The organism is Bdellovibrio sp. HCB290, from assembly GCF_047305925.1.
GTDB lineage: Bacteria > Bdellovibrionota > Bdellovibrionia > Bdellovibrionales > Bdellovibrionaceae > Bdellovibrio.
In genome coordinates this window covers 3,632,915-3,653,258 of sequence record NZ_CP178620.1, presented here as the reverse complement: position 1 = coordinate 3,653,258, position 20,344 = coordinate 3,632,915, and the positions used below count along the sequence as shown (strand labels likewise).

The 20,344-nt window shown below is 45.8% G+C and carries 20 protein-coding genes and 1 tRNA gene; 11 read left to right on the top strand and 10 right to left on the bottom strand.

Annotated features, from left to right (window positions below; translation table 11 throughout):
* Positions 1 to 49: 49 nt before the first annotated feature.
* Entirely contained in the window at positions 50 to 1,561 is a 1,512-nt protein-coding gene (locus ACLVWU_RS17860) for a leucyl aminopeptidase (protein ID WP_413576250.1), read from the bottom strand.
* A gap of 176 nt (positions 1,562 to 1,737) precedes the next feature.
* Between ACLVWU_RS17860 and ACLVWU_RS17855 the strand changes: the two genes are divergently transcribed.
* A complete protein-coding gene (locus tag ACLVWU_RS17855; protein WP_413576249.1) occupies positions 1,738 to 2,343 on the top strand; it encodes an ATP-dependent Clp protease proteolytic subunit in 606 nt (201 codons plus the stop codon).
* Between the two features lie 6 nt (positions 2,344 to 2,349).
* The gene (gene clpX / locus ACLVWU_RS17850) at positions 2,350 to 3,648 is read left to right on the top strand and encodes an ATP-dependent Clp protease ATP-binding subunit ClpX (protein ID WP_413576248.1); all 1,299 of its coding nucleotides are present in this window, start codon (positions 2,350 to 2,352) and stop codon (positions 3,646 to 3,648) included.
* Positions 3,649 to 3,719: 71 nt separating this feature from the next.
* Here the strand turns inward: clpX and ACLVWU_RS17845 are convergent, their stop codons facing one another.
* The 3 genes from ACLVWU_RS17845 to ACLVWU_RS17835 form a co-directional block, all read right to left on the bottom strand.
* Positions 3,720 to 4,169 (bottom strand): hypothetical protein, encoded by a 450-nt coding sequence (locus ACLVWU_RS17845; RefSeq protein ID WP_413576247.1) that lies wholly within the window; start codon positions 4,167 to 4,169, stop codon positions 3,720 to 3,722.
* A gap of 88 nt (positions 4,170 to 4,257) precedes the next feature.
* Complete coding sequence (locus tag ACLVWU_RS17840; RefSeq protein ID WP_413576246.1) at positions 4,258 to 4,647, bottom strand: response regulator; 390 nt, start codon at positions 4,645 to 4,647, stop codon at positions 4,258 to 4,260.
* A complete protein-coding gene (locus tag ACLVWU_RS17835; RefSeq protein ID WP_413576245.1) occupies positions 4,644 to 6,167 on the bottom strand; it encodes an ATP-binding protein in 1,524 nt (507 codons plus the stop codon). The genes ACLVWU_RS17840 and ACLVWU_RS17835 overlap by 4 nt, the downstream gene beginning before the upstream one ends.
* Positions 6,168 to 6,507: 340 nt before the next feature.
* Here ACLVWU_RS17835 and lon point away from each other — a divergent pair, with 340 nt between their 5' ends.
* The 3 genes from lon (at position 6,508) to ACLVWU_RS17820 (ending at position 10,935) form a co-directional block, all read left to right on the top strand.
* A complete protein-coding gene (gene lon / locus ACLVWU_RS17830; RefSeq protein WP_413576244.1) occupies positions 6,508 to 9,003 on the top strand; it encodes an endopeptidase La in 2,496 nt (831 codons plus the stop codon).
* Positions 9,004 to 9,132: 129 nt separating this feature from the next.
* The gene (locus tag ACLVWU_RS17825; RefSeq protein ID WP_413576243.1) at positions 9,133 to 10,062 is read left to right on the top strand and encodes a carboxymuconolactone decarboxylase family protein; all 930 of its coding nucleotides are present in this window, start codon (positions 9,133 to 9,135) and stop codon (positions 10,060 to 10,062) included.
* A 24-nt stretch (positions 10,063 to 10,086) separates the two neighbouring features.
* The gene (locus ACLVWU_RS17820) at positions 10,087 to 10,935 is read left to right on the top strand and encodes an EamA family transporter (RefSeq protein ID WP_413576242.1); all 849 of its coding nucleotides are present in this window, start codon (positions 10,087 to 10,089) and stop codon (positions 10,933 to 10,935) included.
* 16 nt (positions 10,936 to 10,951) lie between these two features.
* On the opposite strand, the gene fghA is transcribed toward ACLVWU_RS17820, so the two are convergent.
* Positions 10,952 to 11,788 carry an S-formylglutathione hydrolase gene (gene fghA, locus ACLVWU_RS17815; RefSeq protein ID WP_413576241.1) on the bottom strand — a complete coding sequence of 279 codons (837 nt, stop codon included), beginning with the start codon at positions 11,786 to 11,788 and terminating at the stop codon, positions 10,952 to 10,954.
* Positions 11,789 to 11,796: 8 nt separating this feature from the next.
* Positions 11,797 to 12,906, bottom strand: coding sequence for an S-(hydroxymethyl)glutathione dehydrogenase/class III alcohol dehydrogenase (locus ACLVWU_RS17810; RefSeq protein WP_413576240.1), 1,110 nt, complete (start codon positions 12,904 to 12,906; stop codon positions 11,797 to 11,799).
* Positions 12,907 to 12,995: 89 nt separating this feature from the next.
* Between ACLVWU_RS17810 and ACLVWU_RS17805 the strand changes: the two genes are divergently transcribed.
* From ACLVWU_RS17805 to ACLVWU_RS17790, 4 genes are all read left to right on the top strand, one after another.
* Complete coding sequence (locus ACLVWU_RS17805) at positions 12,996 to 13,895, top strand: LysR substrate-binding domain-containing protein (protein ID WP_413576239.1); 900 nt, start codon at positions 12,996 to 12,998, stop codon at positions 13,893 to 13,895.
* Positions 13,896 to 14,082: 187 nt separating this feature from the next.
* On the top strand, positions 14,083 to 15,186 hold the full coding sequence (locus tag ACLVWU_RS17800; protein WP_413576238.1) for a winged helix-turn-helix domain-containing protein: 1,104 nt from the start codon (positions 14,083 to 14,085) through the stop codon (positions 15,184 to 15,186).
* A gap of 13 nt (positions 15,187 to 15,199) precedes the next feature.
* Positions 15,200 to 15,751 (top strand): hypothetical protein, encoded by a 552-nt coding sequence (locus ACLVWU_RS17795; RefSeq protein WP_413576237.1) that lies wholly within the window; start codon positions 15,200 to 15,202, stop codon positions 15,749 to 15,751.
* 76 nt (positions 15,752 to 15,827) lie between these two features.
* Positions 15,828 to 15,903 (top strand) — tRNA-Val (locus ACLVWU_RS17790).
* Positions 15,904 to 16,055: 152 nt separating this feature from the next.
* On the opposite strand, the gene ACLVWU_RS17785 is transcribed toward ACLVWU_RS17790, so the two are convergent.
* Positions 16,056 to 16,475 (bottom strand): hypothetical protein, encoded by a 420-nt coding sequence (locus ACLVWU_RS17785; RefSeq protein WP_413576236.1) that lies wholly within the window; start codon positions 16,473 to 16,475, stop codon positions 16,056 to 16,058.
* Between the two features lie 295 nt (positions 16,476 to 16,770).
* On the opposite strand from ACLVWU_RS17785, the gene ACLVWU_RS17780 reads away from it, so the two are divergent.
* Both ACLVWU_RS17780 and ACLVWU_RS17775 read left to right on the top strand, forming a co-directional pair.
* Positions 16,771 to 17,529: a L,D-transpeptidase gene (locus ACLVWU_RS17780; protein WP_413576235.1), complete on the top strand. Its 759-nt coding sequence runs from the start codon at positions 16,771 to 16,773 to the stop codon at positions 17,527 to 17,529.
* Between the two features lie 90 nt (positions 17,530 to 17,619).
* On the top strand, positions 17,620 to 18,255 hold the full coding sequence (locus ACLVWU_RS17775) for a hypothetical protein (RefSeq protein WP_413576234.1): 636 nt from the start codon (positions 17,620 to 17,622) through the stop codon (positions 18,253 to 18,255).
* Between the two features lie 82 nt (positions 18,256 to 18,337).
* On the opposite strand, the gene ACLVWU_RS17770 is transcribed toward ACLVWU_RS17775, so the two are convergent.
* From ACLVWU_RS17770 to nadA, 3 genes are all read right to left on the bottom strand, one after another.
* Positions 18,338 to 18,736, bottom strand: a complete 399-nt coding sequence (locus ACLVWU_RS17770) for a hypothetical protein (RefSeq protein ID WP_413576233.1) — start codon at positions 18,734 to 18,736, stop codon at positions 18,338 to 18,340.
* Positions 18,737 to 18,805: 69 nt separating this feature from the next.
* The gene (locus tag ACLVWU_RS17765) at positions 18,806 to 19,342 is read right to left on the bottom strand and encodes a 4'-phosphopantetheinyl transferase family protein (protein ID WP_413576232.1); all 537 of its coding nucleotides are present in this window, start codon (positions 19,340 to 19,342) and stop codon (positions 18,806 to 18,808) included.
* A 22-nt stretch (positions 19,343 to 19,364) separates the two neighbouring features.
* The gene (gene nadA / locus ACLVWU_RS17760) at positions 19,365 to 20,336 is read right to left on the bottom strand and encodes a quinolinate synthase NadA (protein WP_413576231.1); all 972 of its coding nucleotides are present in this window, start codon (positions 20,334 to 20,336) and stop codon (positions 19,365 to 19,367) included.
* Positions 20,337 to 20,344 lie beyond the last annotated feature (8 nt).

Here is a 20,344-nt window from a genome sequence, read left to right as displayed (position 1 = left end):
CCCTGGAGCAAGTCCAAGGCCTTCAAATTCAAATCTTTTCGGTTGGGTCCTAAACGTATTGTTTAGCTACTTCAACGAATGTACGGATCATCGCACCAGAAGCACCTTTTTTAGGAGCATATGGAAGGCGATTGCCTACAGCCCAGCCAGTACCCGCGATGTCGAAGTGAGCCCAAGGGATGCCTTCGCCAACGAATTGCTCAAGGAATGCTGCTGCAGTTGCAGAGCCAGCACCTTTGCCAGAAGAGATATTGGAAAGATCAGCGTAAACGCCTTTCATGTCTTTCAAGTGGAAATCTGTCAAAGGCATGTTCCATACCCACTCGCCAGATTGAACAGCTGCTTTTTCAATTTTCGTCTTCAAAGCAGAGTTGCGAGTGAAGTAACCAGTGTGAGTATTGCCCAGGGCAACAACCATCGCGCCAGTCAAAGTTGCAGCATCACAGATTACTTGTGGAGCCAACTCAGTTGCGTAAGACAAAGCGTCTGCAAGGATCAAACGACCTTCAGCATCCGTGTTGTTCACTTCGAACGTTTTACCGTTACGAGCTGTGTGAACGTCACCTGGTTTAGTCGCAGAGCCGTTGATCAAGTTTTCAGTAGAAGCTACCAAACCAACTGCGTTTACTTTCAATTTCAATTGAGCGATTGCAAGCAAAGTGCCGATAACGTTTGCGCCACCGCACATGTCGTATTTCATTTCTTCCATACCTGCACCAGGCTTAATAGAAATACCACCGCAGTCGAAAGTCAGACCTTTACCAACGAAGCAAACTGGCTTTTTAGCAGCCGCAGCACCTTTGTATTCCATGATGATGAAACGTGGTTCTTGGTCAGAACCAGCAGCAACACCAAGAAGCCCGCCCATTTTTTCTTTCTTGATACGAGCTTTATCCCAAACTGTTACTTTCAAGTTTGTGATACCTTTAGCTGCTGCCACAGCAGAGTCAGCAAGGATTGTCGGAGTCATCAAGTTACCTGGCATATCACCAAGGCGACGAGAGAAGTTAACTACGTTCGCCAAAACGGAGCCTTCGTGGAAAGCGGCTTTAACAGTTTTGTCAGCTGCCAATTTTGTAACAACGTGTACATTCAATTCGTCTTCAGCTTTTTTGGTTTTTGAAGTCGATTTCAATTCGTCGAATACGTAAGAAGTCAAAACCAGACCTTCAGCCACTGCTTTTGCGAAGTTAGCCGCATCTTTTTTGGAAGTCGTAATGCCGTCAAAATGCAAAGCCGCCTCTTTAACATTCAAAGCTTTGATCGCTTCAAGGGCAGATGCTACGGATTGGCGTACAGATTCGTGTGTGATTTCGTTTTCTTTACCCAGGCCGACAACAATAAGATGACGGTAGCCGCTAATGTTGAATTCACGGAAAGTGATCGCTTCTTGGTGTTTCCCTGTAATTGTTTTTTCAGAGATAGAATCAACCAATTGCTTGTTCAGCTCATTATGAGTCACTTTCGCAAGCTTGTCTTTTTGTGAAGAAGACTTTGAAAACACGACCAAAGCCGGGCAAGTCAAAGTATCAATATCTTTGTTCAGTAAGTTAAAAGCCATAGTTAAACCTCTTAAAATGATTGTGTAATTCGGCTTTGTTAGATGTAACATAGCACTCCTAGGGGTCAAAGGCTTTTTCATAAAGTCTTGCTGGAGTATTCCGATAGGTAGCACAGCATAAGACCTCAGCTACTTCGACACAGTCGAAGGGTACAGACAACTATTAGGAGACACCAGTGGCACTAATTCCTTACGTCATCGAGCAGACTTCCAAAGGCGAAAGATCATACGATATTTATTCCCGCCTTCTTAAAGACCGCATTATCATCCTTGGTACAGCGGTAACGGATGAAGTGGCCAATGCTCTTATTGCGCAATTCCTGTTCCTTGAATCCGATAACCCGGAGAAACCGATTCACTTGTATATCAACTCTCCAGGGGGCAGCGTGTCTGCCGGGATGGCGATTTACGACATGATGCAGTTCGTGAAGTGTGACGTGGCGACATATTGCATGGGCATGGCGGCATCTATGGGCTCCTTGCTTTTGACAGCGGGTACCAAAGGTATGCGTTACAGCCTTCCAAATACACGTATCATGATCCATCAACCGCTTCTTTCTGGTGGTGGTTTGTCCGGTCAGGTTACTGATATCGAGATCCATGCTAGAGAACTTTTGAAAACCAAAGAAAAATTGACTCGAATTTACGAAACTCACACGGGTCGTGACTATGAATTCTTAAGAGCGCAAATGGAAAGGGACAATTTCATGGACCCTTACCAAGCTAAAGAATTCGGTTTGCTTGACCACGTTGTAGAATCTCGTAAGGCGAAAAAAGGGTAATCAGAGATGACGACTAAAGACACTAACGGCGCATTGAGATGTAGTTTCTGCGGAAAAGGCCAAAAAGAAGTTAAAAAACTGATTGCCGGTCCTGGCGTATATATCTGTGATGAGTGTATTGACCTTTGCAATGACATCATCGACGAGGAAAAAGAGAAAGAGACAGCGGTTAAGGGTACTTTCAAAGTTCCTAAACCAGCTGATATCAAAACTTACCTTGATGATTACGTCATCGGTCAGACTCAAGCCAAGAAAACTTTGGCGGTAGCAGTTCATAATCACTACAAGCGTGTGAACGCGATGTCCGGTGGTAAAAAATCTGCTGACGTGGAAATGCAAAAATCCAACATCCTTTTGATCGGACCAACGGGTTCCGGTAAAACATTGTTGGCGCAAACAATTGCTAAGATCCTAAACGTTCCATTCGCAATGGCGGATGCAACGACTTTGACTGAAGCTGGTTACGTGGGTGAAGACGTTGAAAACGTCGTCCTAAATCTTCTTCAGGCTTCTGACTATGACGTGGAAAAAGCCCAAAAAGGCGTTATCTACGTGGATGAGATCGATAAAATCTCTCGTAAATCAGAAAACCCATCCATCACTCGTGACGTATCGGGTGAGGGTGTGCAACAGGCCCTTCTAAAAATCCTGGAAGGTACAGTTGCAAATCTGCCGCCAAAAGGTGGTCGTAAGCATCCACAACAGGAATTTATCCAGGTGGATACGACGAACATTCTTTTCATCGTGGGTGGTGCTTTCGTTGGTTTGGATAAAATCATCGAAAACAGAACGACAAATAAAACATTGGGTATCGCTGCGGAAATCCGCACAGCCAAAGAGGCGGCATCTATGGATCTACTTGCGAAAGTGGAGCCGGATGACTTGTCCAAGTTCGGTTTGATCCCAGAGTTCATCGGTCGTTTGCCAGCGATCGCAGTTCTTGGTCAATTGGATGAAGATGCGTTGATGGATATCCTGGTTCGCCCTAAAAATGCGATCACTAAGCAATACCAAAAACTATTCTCGTTTGAAGGTGTGGAGTTGAAGTTTACAGACAAAGCTTTGCGTGCGGTTGCACAAATGGCTTTGAAGCGTAAAACAGGTGCCCGCGGTCTGCGTGGTGTGCTCGAGACGGCAATGCTCGACATCATGTACGACGTTCCATCCAAAGGTAACGTTAAAGAAGTCGTTATCGACGAGAACGTCATCAACGATGGTGGTGCTCCGATGATGGTTTATAAAACCGACGAAGAAATGAAAGCTGAAGCTGATGCGGCGGAAGCTAAAAAGAAAGATTCAGCGTAGTACTTAAACGCCAGAATCGAAGATTGAAAATCGAAGTAAAAACCCCAGAGGAGACTCTGGGGTTTTTGTTTTTAAGGTATTTTGATTACGTAGGCTTTTAGAGTGGCGCCTGGAACCATGGAAGTGGTCGCCGTGACTCTTACACCTTTTGGCAGATCTTCCACTTGCGTGTTCTTGTAGTCGATATTGAAGTCGACTTTTTTGGAGCGGTCATTCGGGCAGGTGAAGACGCCCTTGAAGTAGCGGCCCCCAGCATTCAGCACTCCATAATCGTCAAAATAAAGACTGTTATTCACTACGAAAGAACCCTGGCAGGTGGGTTCTGTGCGACCGTCTTTATGATAGCGGGTGATTTCAAATTCATGGTTATTTAAAACCCGGAATTTCATATAGGCCTTTTGGAACATGTAGGATGCTTCGACATTGTAGCGGCCAACGATATTGTCGGCGGAAATCGGTGTTGCGAATGCAGGAATGCTTCCTGACACCAGTAATAGCAGTGGTAAAACGAACTTCTTCATTGAGGTCCTCCTTCAGTTGTTTCGCGATGTTTTTCTTATACGAAACTTCAGGAGTCGAAACCAAAGGTAAAAGGCAGAATACGTTGGATTACAAAGAAAGGTTCAGATCAGTTTTAAGGGCTTCGCCCAAAGCGTGAAAATCGACGGGTTTGCTAAGAAAGCGTTGTGCGCCCAATTGTTCGGCGCGATTGCGGAACTCGGAAGATTCATAAGCGCTGACCACGTAAAAGGGCAGGGTCTTATGCATTTTGCGGACTTCCTGAAGCAATTCAAAACCGTCCATTTCGGGCATATTGATGTCAGACATGATCAGATCAACTTTGGGAGCATCAGCTACTCGCAGGTAGTTTAAGCAATCGATGGCGCTAAGAAATGAAACAAGTTTAACTCCGCCAAGATCGGCGAAGAACTTCTTGAATTTCAATTTATAAAGCAGATGGGTGTCTGCTTCATCATCGACGACCACAATGTGAATCATGCATGAATTCTTTCGTGAACCATAGGTAGCGACATCACGAATTCAGTCCACTGACCGAACTCACTTGTGTACTTTAATGTGCCACCGTGCTTTTGGGCAATGTTAAACGCAACGGTGAGACCAAGTCCAGCACCTTCACCAGGTGCTTTGGTAGTGAGGAACGGATCAAAGACTTTTTCTCCCAGGATGGAAGGGATGCCGATGCCATTGTCACGAATAGAAATTTCCACATTGTCCCCACGGACCGCAGTGGAAATCGTCAACTCAGGTTCAGTGTTCTTTTCGTTCAAAACTTTTTTCTCAAGAGCGTGAATCGAATTATCAATGATGTTTGAAAGGGCTCGCATCAGGGAGGCAGAATATGCCTGGGCGTGAATCGAGTCCGTCAGGCGATAATTTACCTTCGGTGGAATGTACGCAGACCCCAGAGCACGATTGGCAATTGTTTGCTGGTAGGCTCTTTTAACGATCTCGTTGATATCTGTATTCTCAAGAATGTCGCTGTCATAGCCTGAAAGAATCTGCATAGAGCGAACAATCTGATCGATGCGCTGGCTGTGTTTTAGAATAACCCGACTGATTTCTCTGATTTCTTCGGTGTCTTCAGATTCGCTTAGCAGTTCACTAAAGTTCAAGACGAAGTTTAGTGGGTTGCGGATCTCATGGGCTACGCTGGCAGTAAGGCTTCCTAAGGAAGCCAGTTTTTCCTGTGCGACCAGGGTGGCCTGCATGCGTTTGATCTGTAGCATGGCTTTTTCAAGGCTTTGGTTCTTTGTTGTCAGCTCGCGGGTGCGATTCATGACTTTGTGCTCTAGCGCCTGATTCAATTGTTCCAGTTGTTGGTTGGCTTCCAGAAGTTCGACTTTGAACTGATTGATGGATTCGACAAGGATGTCCAGTTCATCTTTTACTTCGCTGGATTGTCGATTCAAACGCAACTCCCCACGGGAGCGCTCATCAGAAGTCAGGTATTCCACGATGCGCTTAATATGCACGACCACAATGTGGTTAAAGATGAAATACAAACAGAAAACCACGATCATGGTCTTTGCCGCCTGGCGGATGAAAATCCAAATGGCCTCGTGGAAGTACTTTTCCCGCAGGTTTCTTACATCCAGCTCAACATCCAAGGTTCCCAGCACTTCGTTGGTATTCTTATGCAGAATTTCAAAGCTGCGATGACTTTCTTCGGCGGGGTCGGTGATACCAGTCTCGTAAATTGTTTTGTTGTCGGCTACCAATTTCAGGTAACTCACACCCTGCAGGCGGCTTAATCCATCCAGCTGAATTTCCAACAGGCGAGTGTCATAGGACCACAAGTGCTCGGCCATAGAATCCAAATAGGAGTTTTTGATGATGGAGAAATTGTTCTGCAGTTTGTCGAAGTCTTTTTGGTAATCCAAAATAAGCTGACCCGCCGTTAAAATTAACGTGGCGAATGAGCTGACCGCCCAAGTTGCAATAAGCAGCTTAAGACTCAGCGAATTGGCGTTGGACCATTTGGATTCTTTGCGTGTCACATAGCACTTATCGAACAAGTTTGAAGAAAAGGGGACCAAAATCTGCCTAAGCGGTATTACAATTCAGAAAGTTTTTCTATTTTTCATACGGTTTCGAGGGTCCTGAGGCGGGGGTTTGGCAAGTGGTAAAAGTGCCCTAAAAATAGGCATTATTTGACCCAAAAACTGACAGGGACCAGACTTCTATTTTTCGTTCGATATATTGCTTCCCACCCATTAGTTACCATAGTTAAAATAAGGAAGGATTCGCTAAGGTTTTTAACGGATTATTTAACCTGAATGAACATCCTCTTGTGTCCTAATACGCAAGAAGCTCGTTAACCCAAGGGAGGGAGAGGATATGAGCGAGGGAAAAGTCACACAACTACCGCTTTTGCCCCTAAGAGATTTGATCATATTTCCACATATGATGATGCCTCTGTTTGTAGGTCGCGAAAAGAGCATCAATGCTCTGGAAGAAGCGATGAGCAAGCAAACCGACATCGTATTGGCGGCGCAAAAGGACGCTAAAACGAACAATCCCGAGCCCAAGGATATCTTTACGATCGGTACCGTAGGTACGATCATTCAGTTGCTTCGCCTGCCGGATGGAACTGTGAAGGTTCTGGTAGAGGGCAAACGTCGCGTAAAGATTAAGAATTTTGTAAACAACGAAAACTATTTCATGGTGGCTGTTGAGTCTTTGGATGAAGACGGTACGAACATCGTTGAAGCACAGGCGCTGGTTCGCTCTGTTAAGACGACTTTCGAAACATACGTGAAATTGAACAAGCGCATCCCACCTGAAATCTTGATGAGAGTTTCGACTATCGAGAACCCGGGTGAGTTGGCTGACATTATCGTGGCTCAATTGAACTTGAAGCTTGAAGACAAGCAGGCAGTTCTTGAGATCATCGATGCCAGCAAACGTCTTGAACATTTGTTGAACTTGATGACAGGCGAGATCGAAATCCTTGAAGTGGAGAAAAAGATCCGCACTCGCGTGAAGAAACAAATGGAGCGCTCTCAGAAAGAGTACTATTTGAATGAGCAAATGCAGGCTATTCAAAAAGAACTTGGCGAGAAAGACGACTACCAGGCAGAGCTTCAGGATCTAGAGATCAAATGTAAGAACAAGAAAATGTCCCAGGAAGCTAAAGACAAAGTGATGAAAGAGATCAAGAAATTGAAGCTTATGTCACCGATGTCAGCGGAAGCGACAGTTGTTCGTAACTACATCGACTGGATTTTGTCACTTCCTTGGCAGGATTACTCCGAAGAGAAACATGACATCAAAAATGCCCAGCGCATTTTGGATGACGAGCACTTCGGATTGGAAAAAGTAAAAGACCGTATCCTTGAGTATCTGGCTGTTCTTTCGATTTCGAAAGACATGAAAGGCCCTATCTTGTGCCTTGCAGGTCCTCCGGGCGTAGGTAAAACGTCTTTGGCGAAATCAATCGCTGAATCTTTGAATCGTTCATTCGCACGTATCTCTTTGGGTGGCGTGAGAGACGAAGCAGAGATCCGCGGTCACAGAAAAACATACGTGGGAGCAATGCCAGGTAAAATCATCCAGGCTTTGCGCAAGGTTGATAAAGGCAATCCACTGGTTCTTCTGGATGAAATCGACAAAATGGCGAATGACTTCAGAGGTGACCCTTCAGCAGCAATGCTTGAAGTATTGGATCCAGAGCAAAACTCTACGTTCCAGGATCACTACCTTGAAGTTGAATACGATCTTTCAAAAGTAATGTTTATCGCGACGGCGAACAGCCTTCATACAATCCCACGTCCATTGTTGGATCGTATGGAAATCATCCAGCTTGAAGGTTACATCGAGCAGGAGAAGTTCCACATTGCGAAAAACTACCTGGTTCCAAAACAATTGGAAAACCATGGTCTGAAAGATCACAAAGTTACGGTGAAAGATGAAGCTATCCGCGACATCATCCGCTTCTATACTCGTGAAGCCGGCGTCCGTAACCTTGAAAGACAAGTTGCAAACGTTTGCCGTAAAGTCGCAAAAGATATCGTGATGAACGAAACTTTGAATGACTTTAAATCTGAAGGCACTGCTAAGAAAGCGACTGGTAAAACAGCTGCTGCTAAAAAAGGTGCTAAAGGGGCGAAAGCTTCTTCAGGTTACGTTGTGACTTCGCAAAAACTGGTTGAGCTGTTGGGTCCGCACAAATTCAAGTTCGGTCAAATCGAGGCGGAGAACGAAATCGGTCTTACGAACGGTATGGCTTGGACAGAAGTGGGCGGGGACTTGTTGGCAGTCGAAGTGAGCGTAGTGCCTGGTAAAGGTAAGTTCACTGTTACTGGTCAACTGGGTGATGTGATGAAAGAATCCTGTGCGGCGGCGATGAGCTACGTACGTTCCAGAGGTCCTTTGTTCGGTTTGGACAAAGAATACTTCGCGAACATCGACGTGCACATCCATTTGCCGGAAGGTGCTGTTCCTAAAGACGGTCCTTCAGCAGGTATCGCGCTTACGACTTCCATCGTGTCAGCGATCACGAAAATCCCGGTTAAGCGCACTGTTGCGATGACTGGTGAGGTTTCCCTTCGCGGACGTGTAATGGCAATCGGTGGTTTGAAAGAGAAAACTCTGGCAGCTCACCGTGGTGGCATCAAGATGATCATCTGTCCTAAAGAGAACGAAAAAGATCTTAAGGACATCCCTAAGGAAGTGATGAAAGACTTGAAAGTCATCCTTGTGGACCATGTGGATCAAGTGTTGATCAACGCTTTGGATATCAAAAATCCAAAAGAGATCTTCAAAATCCAAAAGGAACGCGAGTTTGGTATCAAGGCTCAGTACACGGGCCAACAAAATGTCGCTCACCACTAGGTCGAATAACAGCAAATGACAAATTTCCAAAGGGCTGGTCGCAAGACCGGCCCTTTGTTTTTTTGGGCGGGGGATAACGGAAAAGAATGGCGATGTTAGGATTTGGGTATTCGAACATTGGAGTTTTCTATGAAAGTCATTCTTCCGCTATTGGCTCCCTTATTGTTTTTCCTGGTTGCTTACGCTGCTCAGCCTGAAGGATCGGCACCTCAGAATCCGCAGGCACAGGCGGCCTACGAAGAAATTCGCGCAACCTTCGATACTGTTCCCACTTTCATGAAGGAATTTCCGCAGGAGGCGATCTCTGGTGCCTGGCAGGAGTTTCGCGATATTCAATTAAATCCAACGACCGCGCTGACCCCGAAAACCAAAGAACTTATTGGTTTGGCGGTAGCGGCGCAGATTCCGTGTACGTATTGCGTATACTTTCATAAGCGCGCGGCCCGTTTTAACGGAGCCACTCCACAGGAAATGAATTTCGCAATCGCAGTGGCTGCAGACACCAGAAAATGGGCCACCTTTTGGGAGGGCTCACCCATTCCATATCCCCAGTTCAAAGCAGACGTGGACAATATGACTAAGTTTTTGCGCAATAAAAAAGGAAATGGCATCAGTGAAATTAAACCAGTTCCCCTTGTTGGGGACGTGAATGCCGCCTACAAAGACATGGAAAGAACCGTTGGGATTGTGCCCAATTTCATCAGGAATTATGCGGCAAAAGGTGTGGCGGGCTCTTGGAATGAACATAAAATGCTAAGTATGAATCCGAAAGCCCCTCTGTCGCCGGCAACGATTGATTTGATCAGCCTGGCGGTGTCAGCGCAAACATCCTGCGAGCGCTGCGTTTACATCTATACCGAGTTTGCAAAACTTCATGGGGCTAATGATGAACAAATGCGGGAAACGGTGGCCATGGCTGCGGTGACACGCCATTGGAGTACTTTCCTGAATGGACTGCAACAGCCGGAAAAAGACTTTCAACGTGAGGTCGATCAGATATTTCAGCGCCTTGAAGATCGAAAAAATCAGATGAACAAACAAATCTCTTCACGCGAATAATTGCTACACGTATGATGGGCACCGATGAACACCAGTGCCCTTTTACTTTTATCCTCTGCATTTCTTCATGCCAGTTGGAATGCAATAGCCAAAACCACTAAAGACAAAGAAGCGTTTTTGTTTGTGGCTATGACGGTCAGCAATCTGCTGATTGCATTTTCATTGCTGTTCTTTACTGAAAAATTTGAAGCGGGAACTCCGCTGACTTATGCGATTTTGTCCGGAGTTTTTGAGGGAGCATACTTCGTTACCCTGGCGTGGTCGTTAAAGCAAAGCCAGTTGGGCAAAGCCTATTCCATCATGCGTGGTGGGGCGATGATATTTGTCTGGATCATCTCCACCATTTTCATGGGAGAAAAAGCAACTTCGCTACAGGCGCTGGGAGCGGCTTTGGTGTTGGCGGGCATTGTGGTGTTAAGTTTTCCAGGACGGACTGCAAAGTCTAACACTGAAGGTTGGTTTGCCAAGGTTCCCTGGGCCTGGGTGTGCGCGATGTTTATAGGTGGATATCACCTAAGCTATCATCAAGCTTTGTATCACGGGGCCGAACCGAAAAGTTTATTTGCTGTAGCCATGGTCATATCCTGGCCATTCTTGTGGTTCGCAATGAGAGGTTCCCGAATTGAGAGAGTAAAAGGCATATTGAAGGATGAGAAATTCAAGGCCATTGCCGCCGGAGTCGCGGCTAATATGTCTTTTGTTATTTTTCTGTATGGCTTGAAGGTTTCTGTGCCGGGATTTGCAATTTCTCTTAGAAACTCTTCGATCTTTTTTGCAGTGCTATTTTCATTCATCCTGAAAGAATCACTGAGCAGAGTTCAATTGCTGGGTGCATTGATTGTCGGTGGTGGAGCTGTTCTTCTAAGTCTGTGAAGAACAGCCCTGATCTTTAAGCCAAAAATTTTGCGTGATGCTGAATATGGCTTTCAATAAACGTAGCGATGAAATAGTAGCTGTGATCAAAATCAGCACGGTAGTGCATCTTAAGTTTCTGGTCGGCGACCTCACAGGATTTTTCAAAATGAGAGGGCAGTAGCTGAGCCTTCAGATAAAATTCATCTGCCAGTCCCTGATCGATCAGTATTTCATTGGGATGGCGAGCTCCGCTACGAATCAGTTCGGTAGCGTCGTATTGCTTCCATATATCCTGATCTTCCCCCAAGTAGCCGGTAAAAGCTTTTTTGCCCCAGGGAGCCAGCGTAGGATTTGTAATAGGGGCAAATGCTGAAATGGATTGGAACTTGCTGCTTTCGCGAAGCCCAATAACCAAAGCACCATGCCCACCCATGGAGTGACCCATGATTGAAACTTTATTCTTTGGAATTTGAAACTGATTCTGAATCAGTTCATAAAGTTCATTCGTAATATAGGAAAACATATTGTAGTGCTCGCTATATCCTTCTGTTTTGGCGTCGACATAAAAGCTCGCGCCAGAACCGAAATCATAGGAGTCATGTTCGCCAGGCAATTGCAGGCCCCGCGGGGAGGTGTCAGGGCAGATGACCATTAGCTGGTGCTCTGCCAGATACTTTTGGGCTCCAGCTTTGGTGATGAAGTTTTCGTCGGTGCAGGTCAAACCAGAAAGCCAGATCACGCAACCCTTCACCAGTCCTGTGGGAATGTACGTGGAAAACTTCATTTTGGTTTTGGTTGAAACCGAATCATGCTCCCAAAACTGAGTTTGTCCTTCGAATGTCTTATGGGACTTGAGAAGAGTTGCTTCCACGGGTGCTCCTACATCTTGATCACTGAACGAATGCTTTTGCCTTCATGCATATAATCGAAGGCTTTATTGATATCTTCAAGTGGCATTTCAAAAGTAACCATATCGTCGATGTTAATTTCGCCGGACATATATTGATCAACATAGCCTGGAAGCTCCGTGCGGCCTTTGACACCACCAAATGCAGAGCCCTTCCAAACGCGGCCTGTGACAAGTTGGAACGGACGAGTGGAAATTTCCTGTCCAGCACCAGCAACACCGATGATAATGGACTGACCCCAGCCGCGGTGAGCGCACTCAAGTGCTGCACGCATCAGACTTGTATTGCCGACGCATTCAAACGAGTAATCAACACCCCACTCGGTCATTTCCACAATCACCTGCTGAATCGGTTTATCGTGTTTGTTTGGATTAACGAAATCAGTAGCGCCGAATTTTTCCGCCATTTCACGTTTCGCGTCGTTAATGTCGATGGCGATGATGCGCGAAGCCCCAGCCATCTTCGCTCCCTGAATTACTGACAAGCCAATGCCCCCCAAACCGAAAACGGCGACGGTAGCGCCTTTTTCAACTTTTGCAGTATTCAGAACGGCACCAATACCGGTTGTAACACCACAACCAAGCAGGCAGATCTTTTCCAGGGGAGCTTTAGGATTCACTTTAGCCAGCGCAATTTCAGGAACCACGGTGTATTCCGCGAAAGTCGAACAACCCATATAGTGATGAATCATTTTTCCGTCTTTGGAAAAGCGCGAAGTCCCATCGGGCATCAAACCTTTGCCTTGTGTCGCGCGAATGCGCACGCAAAGATTTGTTTTTCCAGAAAGACAGAATTTACATTCTTTGCACTCAGGCGTGTAAAGGGGAATGACATGATCGCCTTTTTTAAGAGTTGTCACGCCTTCGCCGACTTCTTCAACAATCCCGCCACCTTCGTGACCCAGAATCACTGGAAACAATCCTTCTGGATCAGCACCTGACAAAGTGAATGCGTCTGTGTGACATACACCGGTTGCTACAACTTTAATCAGAACTTCCCCTTTTTTCGGTCCTTGCAGGTCGACTTCTTCGACTGTAAGAGGGGCTCCGGCTTTCCATGCGACTGCGGCTTTAATTTTCACGACGACTCCTTAGTGTTATTTATACAGTGGAATTATAGAAACATAGCACTGCCTTGACTAGATCACGAAAGGAACAATACTGTTTCTGCATGGAAACAATAAAGTCTCTCCAGGGAATCATTGCATTTGTCAAAGTAGCCGAAGCCGGCAGTTTTTCGAAGGCAGCCGAAATTCTGGGGGTGTCAAAATCGCACATCAGCAAAAACATTCGCCAGCTGGAAAGCGATCTGGGGATTGCTCTTTTTGTGCGTTCGACCAGAAAAGTGCAGCTCACTCACATGGGCGAACGCTATTTGCAAACCTGCCGCGAGTCTTTAAATAATCTGGACGCCGCAAGACAGGAAATTCTGGATTTATCAGAAACACCCCGTGGAAGTTTGCGCGTCACTTTGGCCGGAGTTTTTGGCGAAGACTATGTTGCACCCGTTGTTGTCGAAATGGCGAAGCGCTATCCCGAGTTGAAAGTGGAGCTCAACTTTTCGACTCGTATTGTTGATCTGATCGAGGAGAAGTTTGATGTGGCGATTCGTATCGGGCATCTGGAGAACTCATCATTGCTCGCGCAAAAGATTGCTTCGCGTTTCGAATACATTGTTTGTACCAAGGGCTATCTTTCAACTGCTGCGGACCTGAACGAACCAGCGGATCTGATCAATCATAATTGCATCGGCGAGCGCAGCTCATGGAGCTTTAAAAAACGTGGAAAAAGCTTTCAAGTTCCCATTTCAGGGAATTTTAAAAGCAACAACCCCCGGGTTTTGCATAAGGCAGCCTTGGCGGGTTTGGGCATTGCCAGACTTCCAGGATCCTATGCTTTCGAGGACATTAAGCGCGGCCGCTTGGTATCGGTGTTAGAGAACTTTAGTGAGGGCAAGAAGGACATTTGGGCGGTGACTCCAGCTCGTCATAAGCAAAACATCAATGTGAAGCTCTTTATTCAGGAAGTGAAAAAGCATCTGGCTGACGACTTCAGACACGTTCTCTTCTAAGTAAATCCAGATTGATGCAGCGAGCAAACCCCCTAAGTAACGGGCATAACATTAATTTACTGAAATCAATTCTCACTATGCCTACTTTTTCAGCAACATCACGCATCTCGCATTGACGATATCCTGACAATCTGACAGAACCTGTCGTTCCTCAGAATCTTGGAAATACTTGGAGTATTAATTTCTTATGAGTCAATTCGATCGCGCCTATGAGCTCGGCAAGCTGTATTGCGATCGTGGAGAATACGGTCCCGCAACGGACCATCTCCGCGAAGCAGCTAATGGCTATTTCGCCGAGAAAAATAATTCTGCTTTTTTAAAGTGCCAAACACTGTTGTTGCGTATTTTTGCCGAACGCGAACAAATCGAAGAGATCAATGCGACTAAGGAAAAACTCCAAGACTTAGTCCTTAAAGAAGGCTTCGAACTTAACTCCAAGACTTACTATTTCCTTGCAGTCTGCGCTTCCTACAAAAATCAGACAGACGATGCTCTTGATTACGTTCAAAAAGCATTGGCTCTGGCACTGGCTACAGACAACAAAGAAGACATCTGTAATGCGATCTTCGGTCTGGCAATGGTTTACTCCAATCCATCAGTGGCTCGTTATGCTGATGCTTTGAAAGAAATCTATAACCTTGAAGTGTTCTTCCAGGTTTACAACTTCCCGGAATTAAAAGTTTCTGCGTTGATCCTGAATGGTAACATTCTCGCGCAAATGAAAAAGTATGAGGAGTCGATCACAGTTTTGTGGAAGGCTTACGATGCTTTGAAAGAAACCCGCAACGTTGTGGCAGCGTCTTACCTGATGATTCAGTTGGGCGATGTTTATTTTGAAATGGGTGAAAAAGACCTAGCGCGTGTTTATTTGTCTTTGGCACAAAAATCCATCGACTCTGAAAACCATGTTCGCTTGGCAAGAATTGGACAGTTCTACGCTGCTAAAATCGGCGCGGACTCTCAACACAGCTATGACCTTGTGTTTGATGAAGTAAATCATGCTGTGACCGAGCGTAAGTTGGGTCGCATTGATTTCAAAAATCAATTCATTCTATTGGATCTATTGCGCCTGTTCGTTCAGAACCAGGGCACAATCTATTCCAAGGAATTCCTGGTCGAAAATGTCTGGAAGCAGCCGTATGATCCGGCAGTTCATGACAATAAGATTTACGTGACGATCAAACGTCTGCGTAAACTGATCGAACCAGATTACGAAAAACCAAAATATATTTTTAGAGCCAAAAACGGCTATTACATGAATAAAGCTGCTCGCATTCATTTCGAGCACTAAGTAGGGGATTTTCATGTTACGTCATATTTTACTAGCAGCTCTTTTGATTTTCTCCAGCGTCGGATATGCGCATACTTCGGATGACGAAGGCGGCATCATGCCATCTGGAGATAACCGTCCGATTCCGTGGCCATGGTCTGCGGCACAACCATTCCCATGGGATGATATCCAGGGGCTATGGAGAGTCGAGCAAGACGACTACGTTTCGTACTTCGCATTTAAAGTTGTGAAGGAAAAAACTGGTGGTGGTCGCCAATTGTTTGTCAGACAAATTGACGGGGAAACCCGCCGAGTTCTGGCAGAAGGCGTGGGCTTTGAAACAGGTAAAGTGATCCTGGCGCAAATGACCAGCTGTGGAGGTACTACGTACCGTCTAACGCTGACGTCATTTGATCTTGAGAAATCACCTCAACCTCCGGGATTGGGTAATCTCTACAAAAACTCTGTGATGGTTCTGTCGCTAGGTAGCCTGGAAGCCAGATCTACTAGTGAAATGATCAATTTACAGTTGTTCAAGGTTTCATCACGTTTCCGCTTCTCGCAAGAAACGTGTGTGTCACACTAAGAAATTTGCGAAAAATTTAAAAAAAGATATTGCAAAGTCGGAAGGACGCAGATAAACATAGGTCCTTCTTACCAATAGGGAGTTAGCTCAGTTGGTAGAGCGCCACCCTTACAAGGTGGATGTCGCAGGTTCGAATCCTGTACTCCCTACCAAATAAAACAAACCGCCCTCTGGCGGTTTTTTTATTTGTGCCTGTCTCACTCCGACTTCGTCGGAGTATTTTCTGAAGATTAACATCATATTCTAGTTTGGGTTTGTTGGGTCGTTTTCTGCCGTTGCAGAAAACTCCTTAACTACAAATTTTCTATTGGCAGCGGAAGACAAGTTCGTAGCGGTAGCCATTGCCCAAAGCGCCGCGTGCGACAGAGCCGCCAAGACCGGCGATACCACCAACAGCGGATTCAGTTTGGCCACCCATCGCCCAGATCGCGCCACCAGCGGCTTGCGCCACTTTAGAAGCGGTTTTAGCTTTTTGATAAGTTCCCTCATCCATGTTGCCTTGATACTTTGATCCTTCGTTTACGATGACTGGCATTCTGCCGGATTGTTTGCAGTAATCTTCAGCTTGCGACATAGCGTCTCTGTAGCCGGCTTCTTTGTCTTCGATGTTCAAAAGAACTTTGTGATCGCCCGAAGCGCTGGGTCTAACATCGCGGTGATGAGCGCATCCAAAAGCCAGCATCGAGATCGCAACCAGGGAAACTAAACGGAGTGAGTTTTTCATAAATGTTTGTCCTTAACGGAAGAAATTTGCTTTTCAGCATTTTAGCCCGGAATTTTTAAAATAAGAAACCTTTGAAGGGGTGATTGCCGCTGAAGTTCGTCGGAATTCAGCCGACTGTTGACTACGACAGTAACGCAGCGAAGCATTGAGGGCGGGTCAACCAGGATTTTGGGTGATTTCGATTAAATGGCATTAACTTTAAGTATGCGAAGTATGGTGATTTGTTCCAAAATTCACAAATCTAATGATTTCCAACGGCGCCTAAGTTATCTCACTCCTCGATAAGGAGTGACTCATGAAACTATTGTTGGCAGCGCTTTTGGCGTCCACTTTCTCTTTTGCAGCTTTTGCGCAATCTATCCCTGAAGAAAAACCTTTGAAACTTTCCAAGCGTGAAGAAGCTGAAAGACGTTTGATGGTTGAAGATTCTTACGAAGCTCCAACAGGTATCCTTTTTAACGAAGCTGCCTACCTTGCTGGTGACACTTCCTACAACGATTTCACGAACGTGATCGTTATCAATAAAGCGGCTCGCGGCCCGGGCGCTCAAAAACTTCGCCTTTACACGAACCGCCGTTTGGTTCTGACGACGAATGTTTCAACTGGAACTGAACAGTTGGAATACATCGGTAAATTCAAAGGTATCGTAAATGGTATCTTTAAGGGTTCCCGTGAATCTCACTGGAGACACACGACTCGTGGTTTCTATGATATCAAACGTGTATATGACTATAACTACCGTTCAGGTGAGTCTAAATTCATGATGCCTTACGCGATGTTCTTTAACGACAAGCGTGGTTTGGCCCTGCACCAAGTTCCACCAGATATTTCCGGTGGCGAGGCTAACGGTATCGCAGCTTTGGGTAGCCGCGCTTCCGGTGGTTGCGTACGTGTTAAATCAGGTCCAATCAACTTGATCCATGACGCTGTAGTTAGAGCTGATAAAGGCCACATGCCAGTTATCGACTCTAAAACAGGTCGTCAGGTTTATGAAAACGGCCAGCCAAAAACTAAAGTAGGCTTCCGTTCTATCGTGATTGTTGAAGAGTACTAATCGCGTCTTGACCCTAAGGACGATGGGCAATAAAAAGGCTGAACCTGCAGGTTCGGCCTTTTGCTTTTTGGAACCCCAGGTGGAGTCTGTATGATGTTGAATGATCTTGTAAAAGTACCTGATGAACAGCGTGACCATAAATGGGAAATTGATTTCTTTATGGCGATCACTTCCGGCAACGTTAAACTGATGCTGGATGCTCCTCAACAGGGGCCGGATGGTTGGCCGTACATGTTAACGGAAACTTCATCTGAAGCGGTTGAACCCGCGAATAAAATCATGCAATGGGCAGCACTTAAAGGTGTGGGCTTGGCAGTAAATCCGCAAAAGAACTATCCAGATTATGTTTTCACTTACGGGATGCTTTGGCATTTTAAAGAAACCGGTTTGTTCTATCGTACAGCTGACGAAGCTCCAGTTGGAGTTTTGGAACTGCAACAAGGTCAGGCTCTACATGCAGGGGACGCTTCCCCGCAGTATTTGCCGGTTTATGTGCGTAACATCATCAAAGAATTCTTCCGCGATCAGGCTGTTTTGCGTCCGCGTATTTTGGTGATGAGCCAGGATCGCAAAAACTATGATCTGGCATTCTCGTTGGAGTCTTTGGGCAATCCACCACAAACTGAGCACCAAGGTATCGCAGAGGCGTTGAGCTGGTTCCTGCCACCGCATTACTCCATCGTTCTGGTATCAGAGATGGGTCTTCCGAAATTCTACGATCTATAATTGTTGGTCGAAAGAGTTGGAAAATAAAAAAGGGAATCCGGTTGGATTCCCTTTTTAGTTTCATATGCAATTGAGCCCGGAACTATTCTTCTTCCAACTCGCCTGGAGTCGGTAAAAGATCCATCAGACATTCTCTCCAGTATTCCGGAGCGTCTTCGCTGTAATCGACAGCAATATGGAAACCTTTTTTACCCAGCAGTTTCGTTCTTTTGATAACGCCGGAAATTTCCAGATTCATTTCATCCAGATGCATGAAGACGCGATCGCCAATCAATACATCCAAAGTCAGATTTTTTCTAAGCGCCGTGGGAATCAAGTCTTCTCTTTTAACCAGTAAAAGCAGACCTGATGATGAAGCTTCCACAATTTCGCAGTTTTTTGCGATCTTTGCGAAATCATCCAATGATGTCATGTACGACACGTGAATTGGTGTGACTTCCTTGCGTGGAGCAACCCGTTTGTTAGCAGCTGTGTTTCCCATTTTTACCTACCTTGCTCTTAAGGAACTTGCATATGAGCTAATAAACTCTTCGGCAGGACCGGACCAAAGTTAAAGGTTCACGCAGAAAAATCCAAAGCTAAATTTTTGTTGATGGAAACACGCGCCAGCTCCCGCAGAGGGGACTTGATGTTCAGAATAATCAAGCAAGGTGAATGTCTCAAATTGGGATGTGTTTTTTTGCCAATTTCCTACAGAAAAATCGGAAAGCACCGAGGGCTGTTTGAAGGGTCGCAGGGCCTTAAAGCACGCTTCTTTCGCGGTCCATAGGCTTGCTGCATTGGGTGCCGCTGCAAACTCCTGCGGTGAGGTAATGCGCTTTACAACCTTGTCGGCGATACGCTCGCTGTGTTCGATATCCACTCCCACTGCGTGGGATGAAATGACCAGGATTCCCATACCACTGGTATGCGCGATACTGGAATGCAGGGGAGTATCAGAATTCAAAATAATGCGATCACGATGGGCGTGAATAAGACGGCGGTGTTCGGGATTGTGACTGCCCCATTCTTCATAGGCAAAAACCTGCAGATCGGGGCAGCTTAGATGGATTCGCAAGGACTCTAAGATCATTTTATCAATGAACATGTCAAAGTCCTTGTCCGTTAAATTAAAGTCTAAATTCAGTCGGCCACTGTACAGGCTTACCGCTGGTGATATCCATCATACGGTCCAATGAAACCTTCGCTTCCAAGCGAAGCGCTTCCGGCAAGTTTACTTCCGGCTTTAAGGTTTCAAGGGCACGTTTGATTTTTTCCATGTTATTCATCTTCATGTAAGGGCAGTCGTTGCATTTACAGCCCTCATCCACCACCGGAGCCTGAATGAACGTGGCATCGGGACGACGTTTTTGCATTTGATGGAAAATACCGGTCTCTGTAGCCACAATAAACTTCTTATGCGGTTGTGAAGACACAGAATCCAGCAAGTGCTGAGTGGAACCAATAATATTTGCATAAGCCAATACCGAGTCATCACATTCCGGGTGAGCCAGAATCAATGCATCGGGATTTTCGCGAATAACCGCTGCCAGGCGATTGGCATTGAACAGTACGTGCACTTCGCAAGAGCCATTCCAGAATTCCATTTCGCGGTTTAGTTTTTTAGACAACCAACGACCCAAGTGTTGATCCGGTCCAAAAAGGATTTTGCGATCTTTAGGAATCGTTTCTACGATTTGCGCAGCATTCGACGAAGTGATGATCACATCAGAGATGGATTTAACTTCAGCAGAGGAATTAATATAAGTCACCGCGATACCGTCGCGATGTTGTTGGCGCCAAGCCAGATACTTGTCGTAAGGGGCGCCCTTGACCAGGGAGCATGTAGCTTCAAGTTCCGGAACTAAAACTGTTTTAGTCGGGTTCATGATTTTCACGGACTCTGCCATGAAGACCACGCCTGCAAGCAAGATCACTTGCTCTTTAACTTCCTGACCTTTCTTGGCCAAAAAGAAACTGTCGCCAACATAGTCAGCCACATCTTGAATGTCGCCATCTTCATAATAGTGAGCCAGAACGACTGCGTTCTTCTCTTTTTTAAGTCTTTGAATTTCAGCAGCAACATCATAACTCATAGTCATTACCTCGC

Coding starts and splice junctions, on each gene's coding strand:
- ACLVWU_RS17860 (WP_413576250.1), bottom strand. CDS start 1,561: ATGGCTTTTAACTTACTGAACAAAGATATTGATACTTTGACTTGCCCG.
- clpX (WP_413576248.1), top strand. CDS start 2,350: ATGACGACTAAAGACACTAACGGCGCATTGAGATGTAGTTTCTGCGGA.
- ACLVWU_RS17845 (WP_413576247.1), bottom strand. CDS start 4,169: ATGAAGAAGTTCGTTTTACCACTGCTATTACTGGTGTCAGGAAGCATT.
- ACLVWU_RS17840 (WP_413576246.1), bottom strand. CDS start 4,647: ATGATTCACATTGTGGTCGTCGATGATGAAGCAGACACCCATCTGCTT.
- lon (WP_413576244.1), top strand. CDS start 6,508: ATGAGCGAGGGAAAAGTCACACAACTACCGCTTTTGCCCCTAAGAGAT.
- ACLVWU_RS17825 (WP_413576243.1), top strand. CDS start 9,133: ATGAAAGTCATTCTTCCGCTATTGGCTCCCTTATTGTTTTTCCTGGTT.
- ACLVWU_RS17820 (WP_413576242.1), top strand. CDS start 10,087: ATGAACACCAGTGCCCTTTTACTTTTATCCTCTGCATTTCTTCATGCC.
- ACLVWU_RS17805 (WP_413576239.1), top strand. CDS start 12,996: ATGGAAACAATAAAGTCTCTCCAGGGAATCATTGCATTTGTCAAAGTA.
- ACLVWU_RS17800 (WP_413576238.1), top strand. CDS start 14,083: ATGAGTCAATTCGATCGCGCCTATGAGCTCGGCAAGCTGTATTGCGAT.
- ACLVWU_RS17795 (WP_413576237.1), top strand. CDS start 15,200: ATGTTACGTCATATTTTACTAGCAGCTCTTTTGATTTTCTCCAGCGTC.
- ACLVWU_RS17785 (WP_413576236.1), bottom strand. CDS start 16,475: ATGAAAAACTCACTCCGTTTAGTTTCCCTGGTTGCGATCTCGATGCTG.
- ACLVWU_RS17780 (WP_413576235.1), top strand. CDS start 16,771: ATGAAACTATTGTTGGCAGCGCTTTTGGCGTCCACTTTCTCTTTTGCA.
- ACLVWU_RS17775 (WP_413576234.1), top strand. CDS start 17,620: ATGATGTTGAATGATCTTGTAAAAGTACCTGATGAACAGCGTGACCAT.
- ACLVWU_RS17770 (WP_413576233.1), bottom strand. CDS start 18,736: ATGGGAAACACAGCTGCTAACAAACGGGTTGCTCCACGCAAGGAAGTC.
- ACLVWU_RS17765 (WP_413576232.1), bottom strand. CDS start 19,342: ATGTTCATTGATAAAATGATCTTAGAGTCCTTGCGAATCCATCTAAGC.
- nadA (WP_413576231.1), bottom strand. CDS start 20,336: ATGACTATGAGTTATGATGTTGCTGCTGAAATTCAAAGACTTAAAAAA.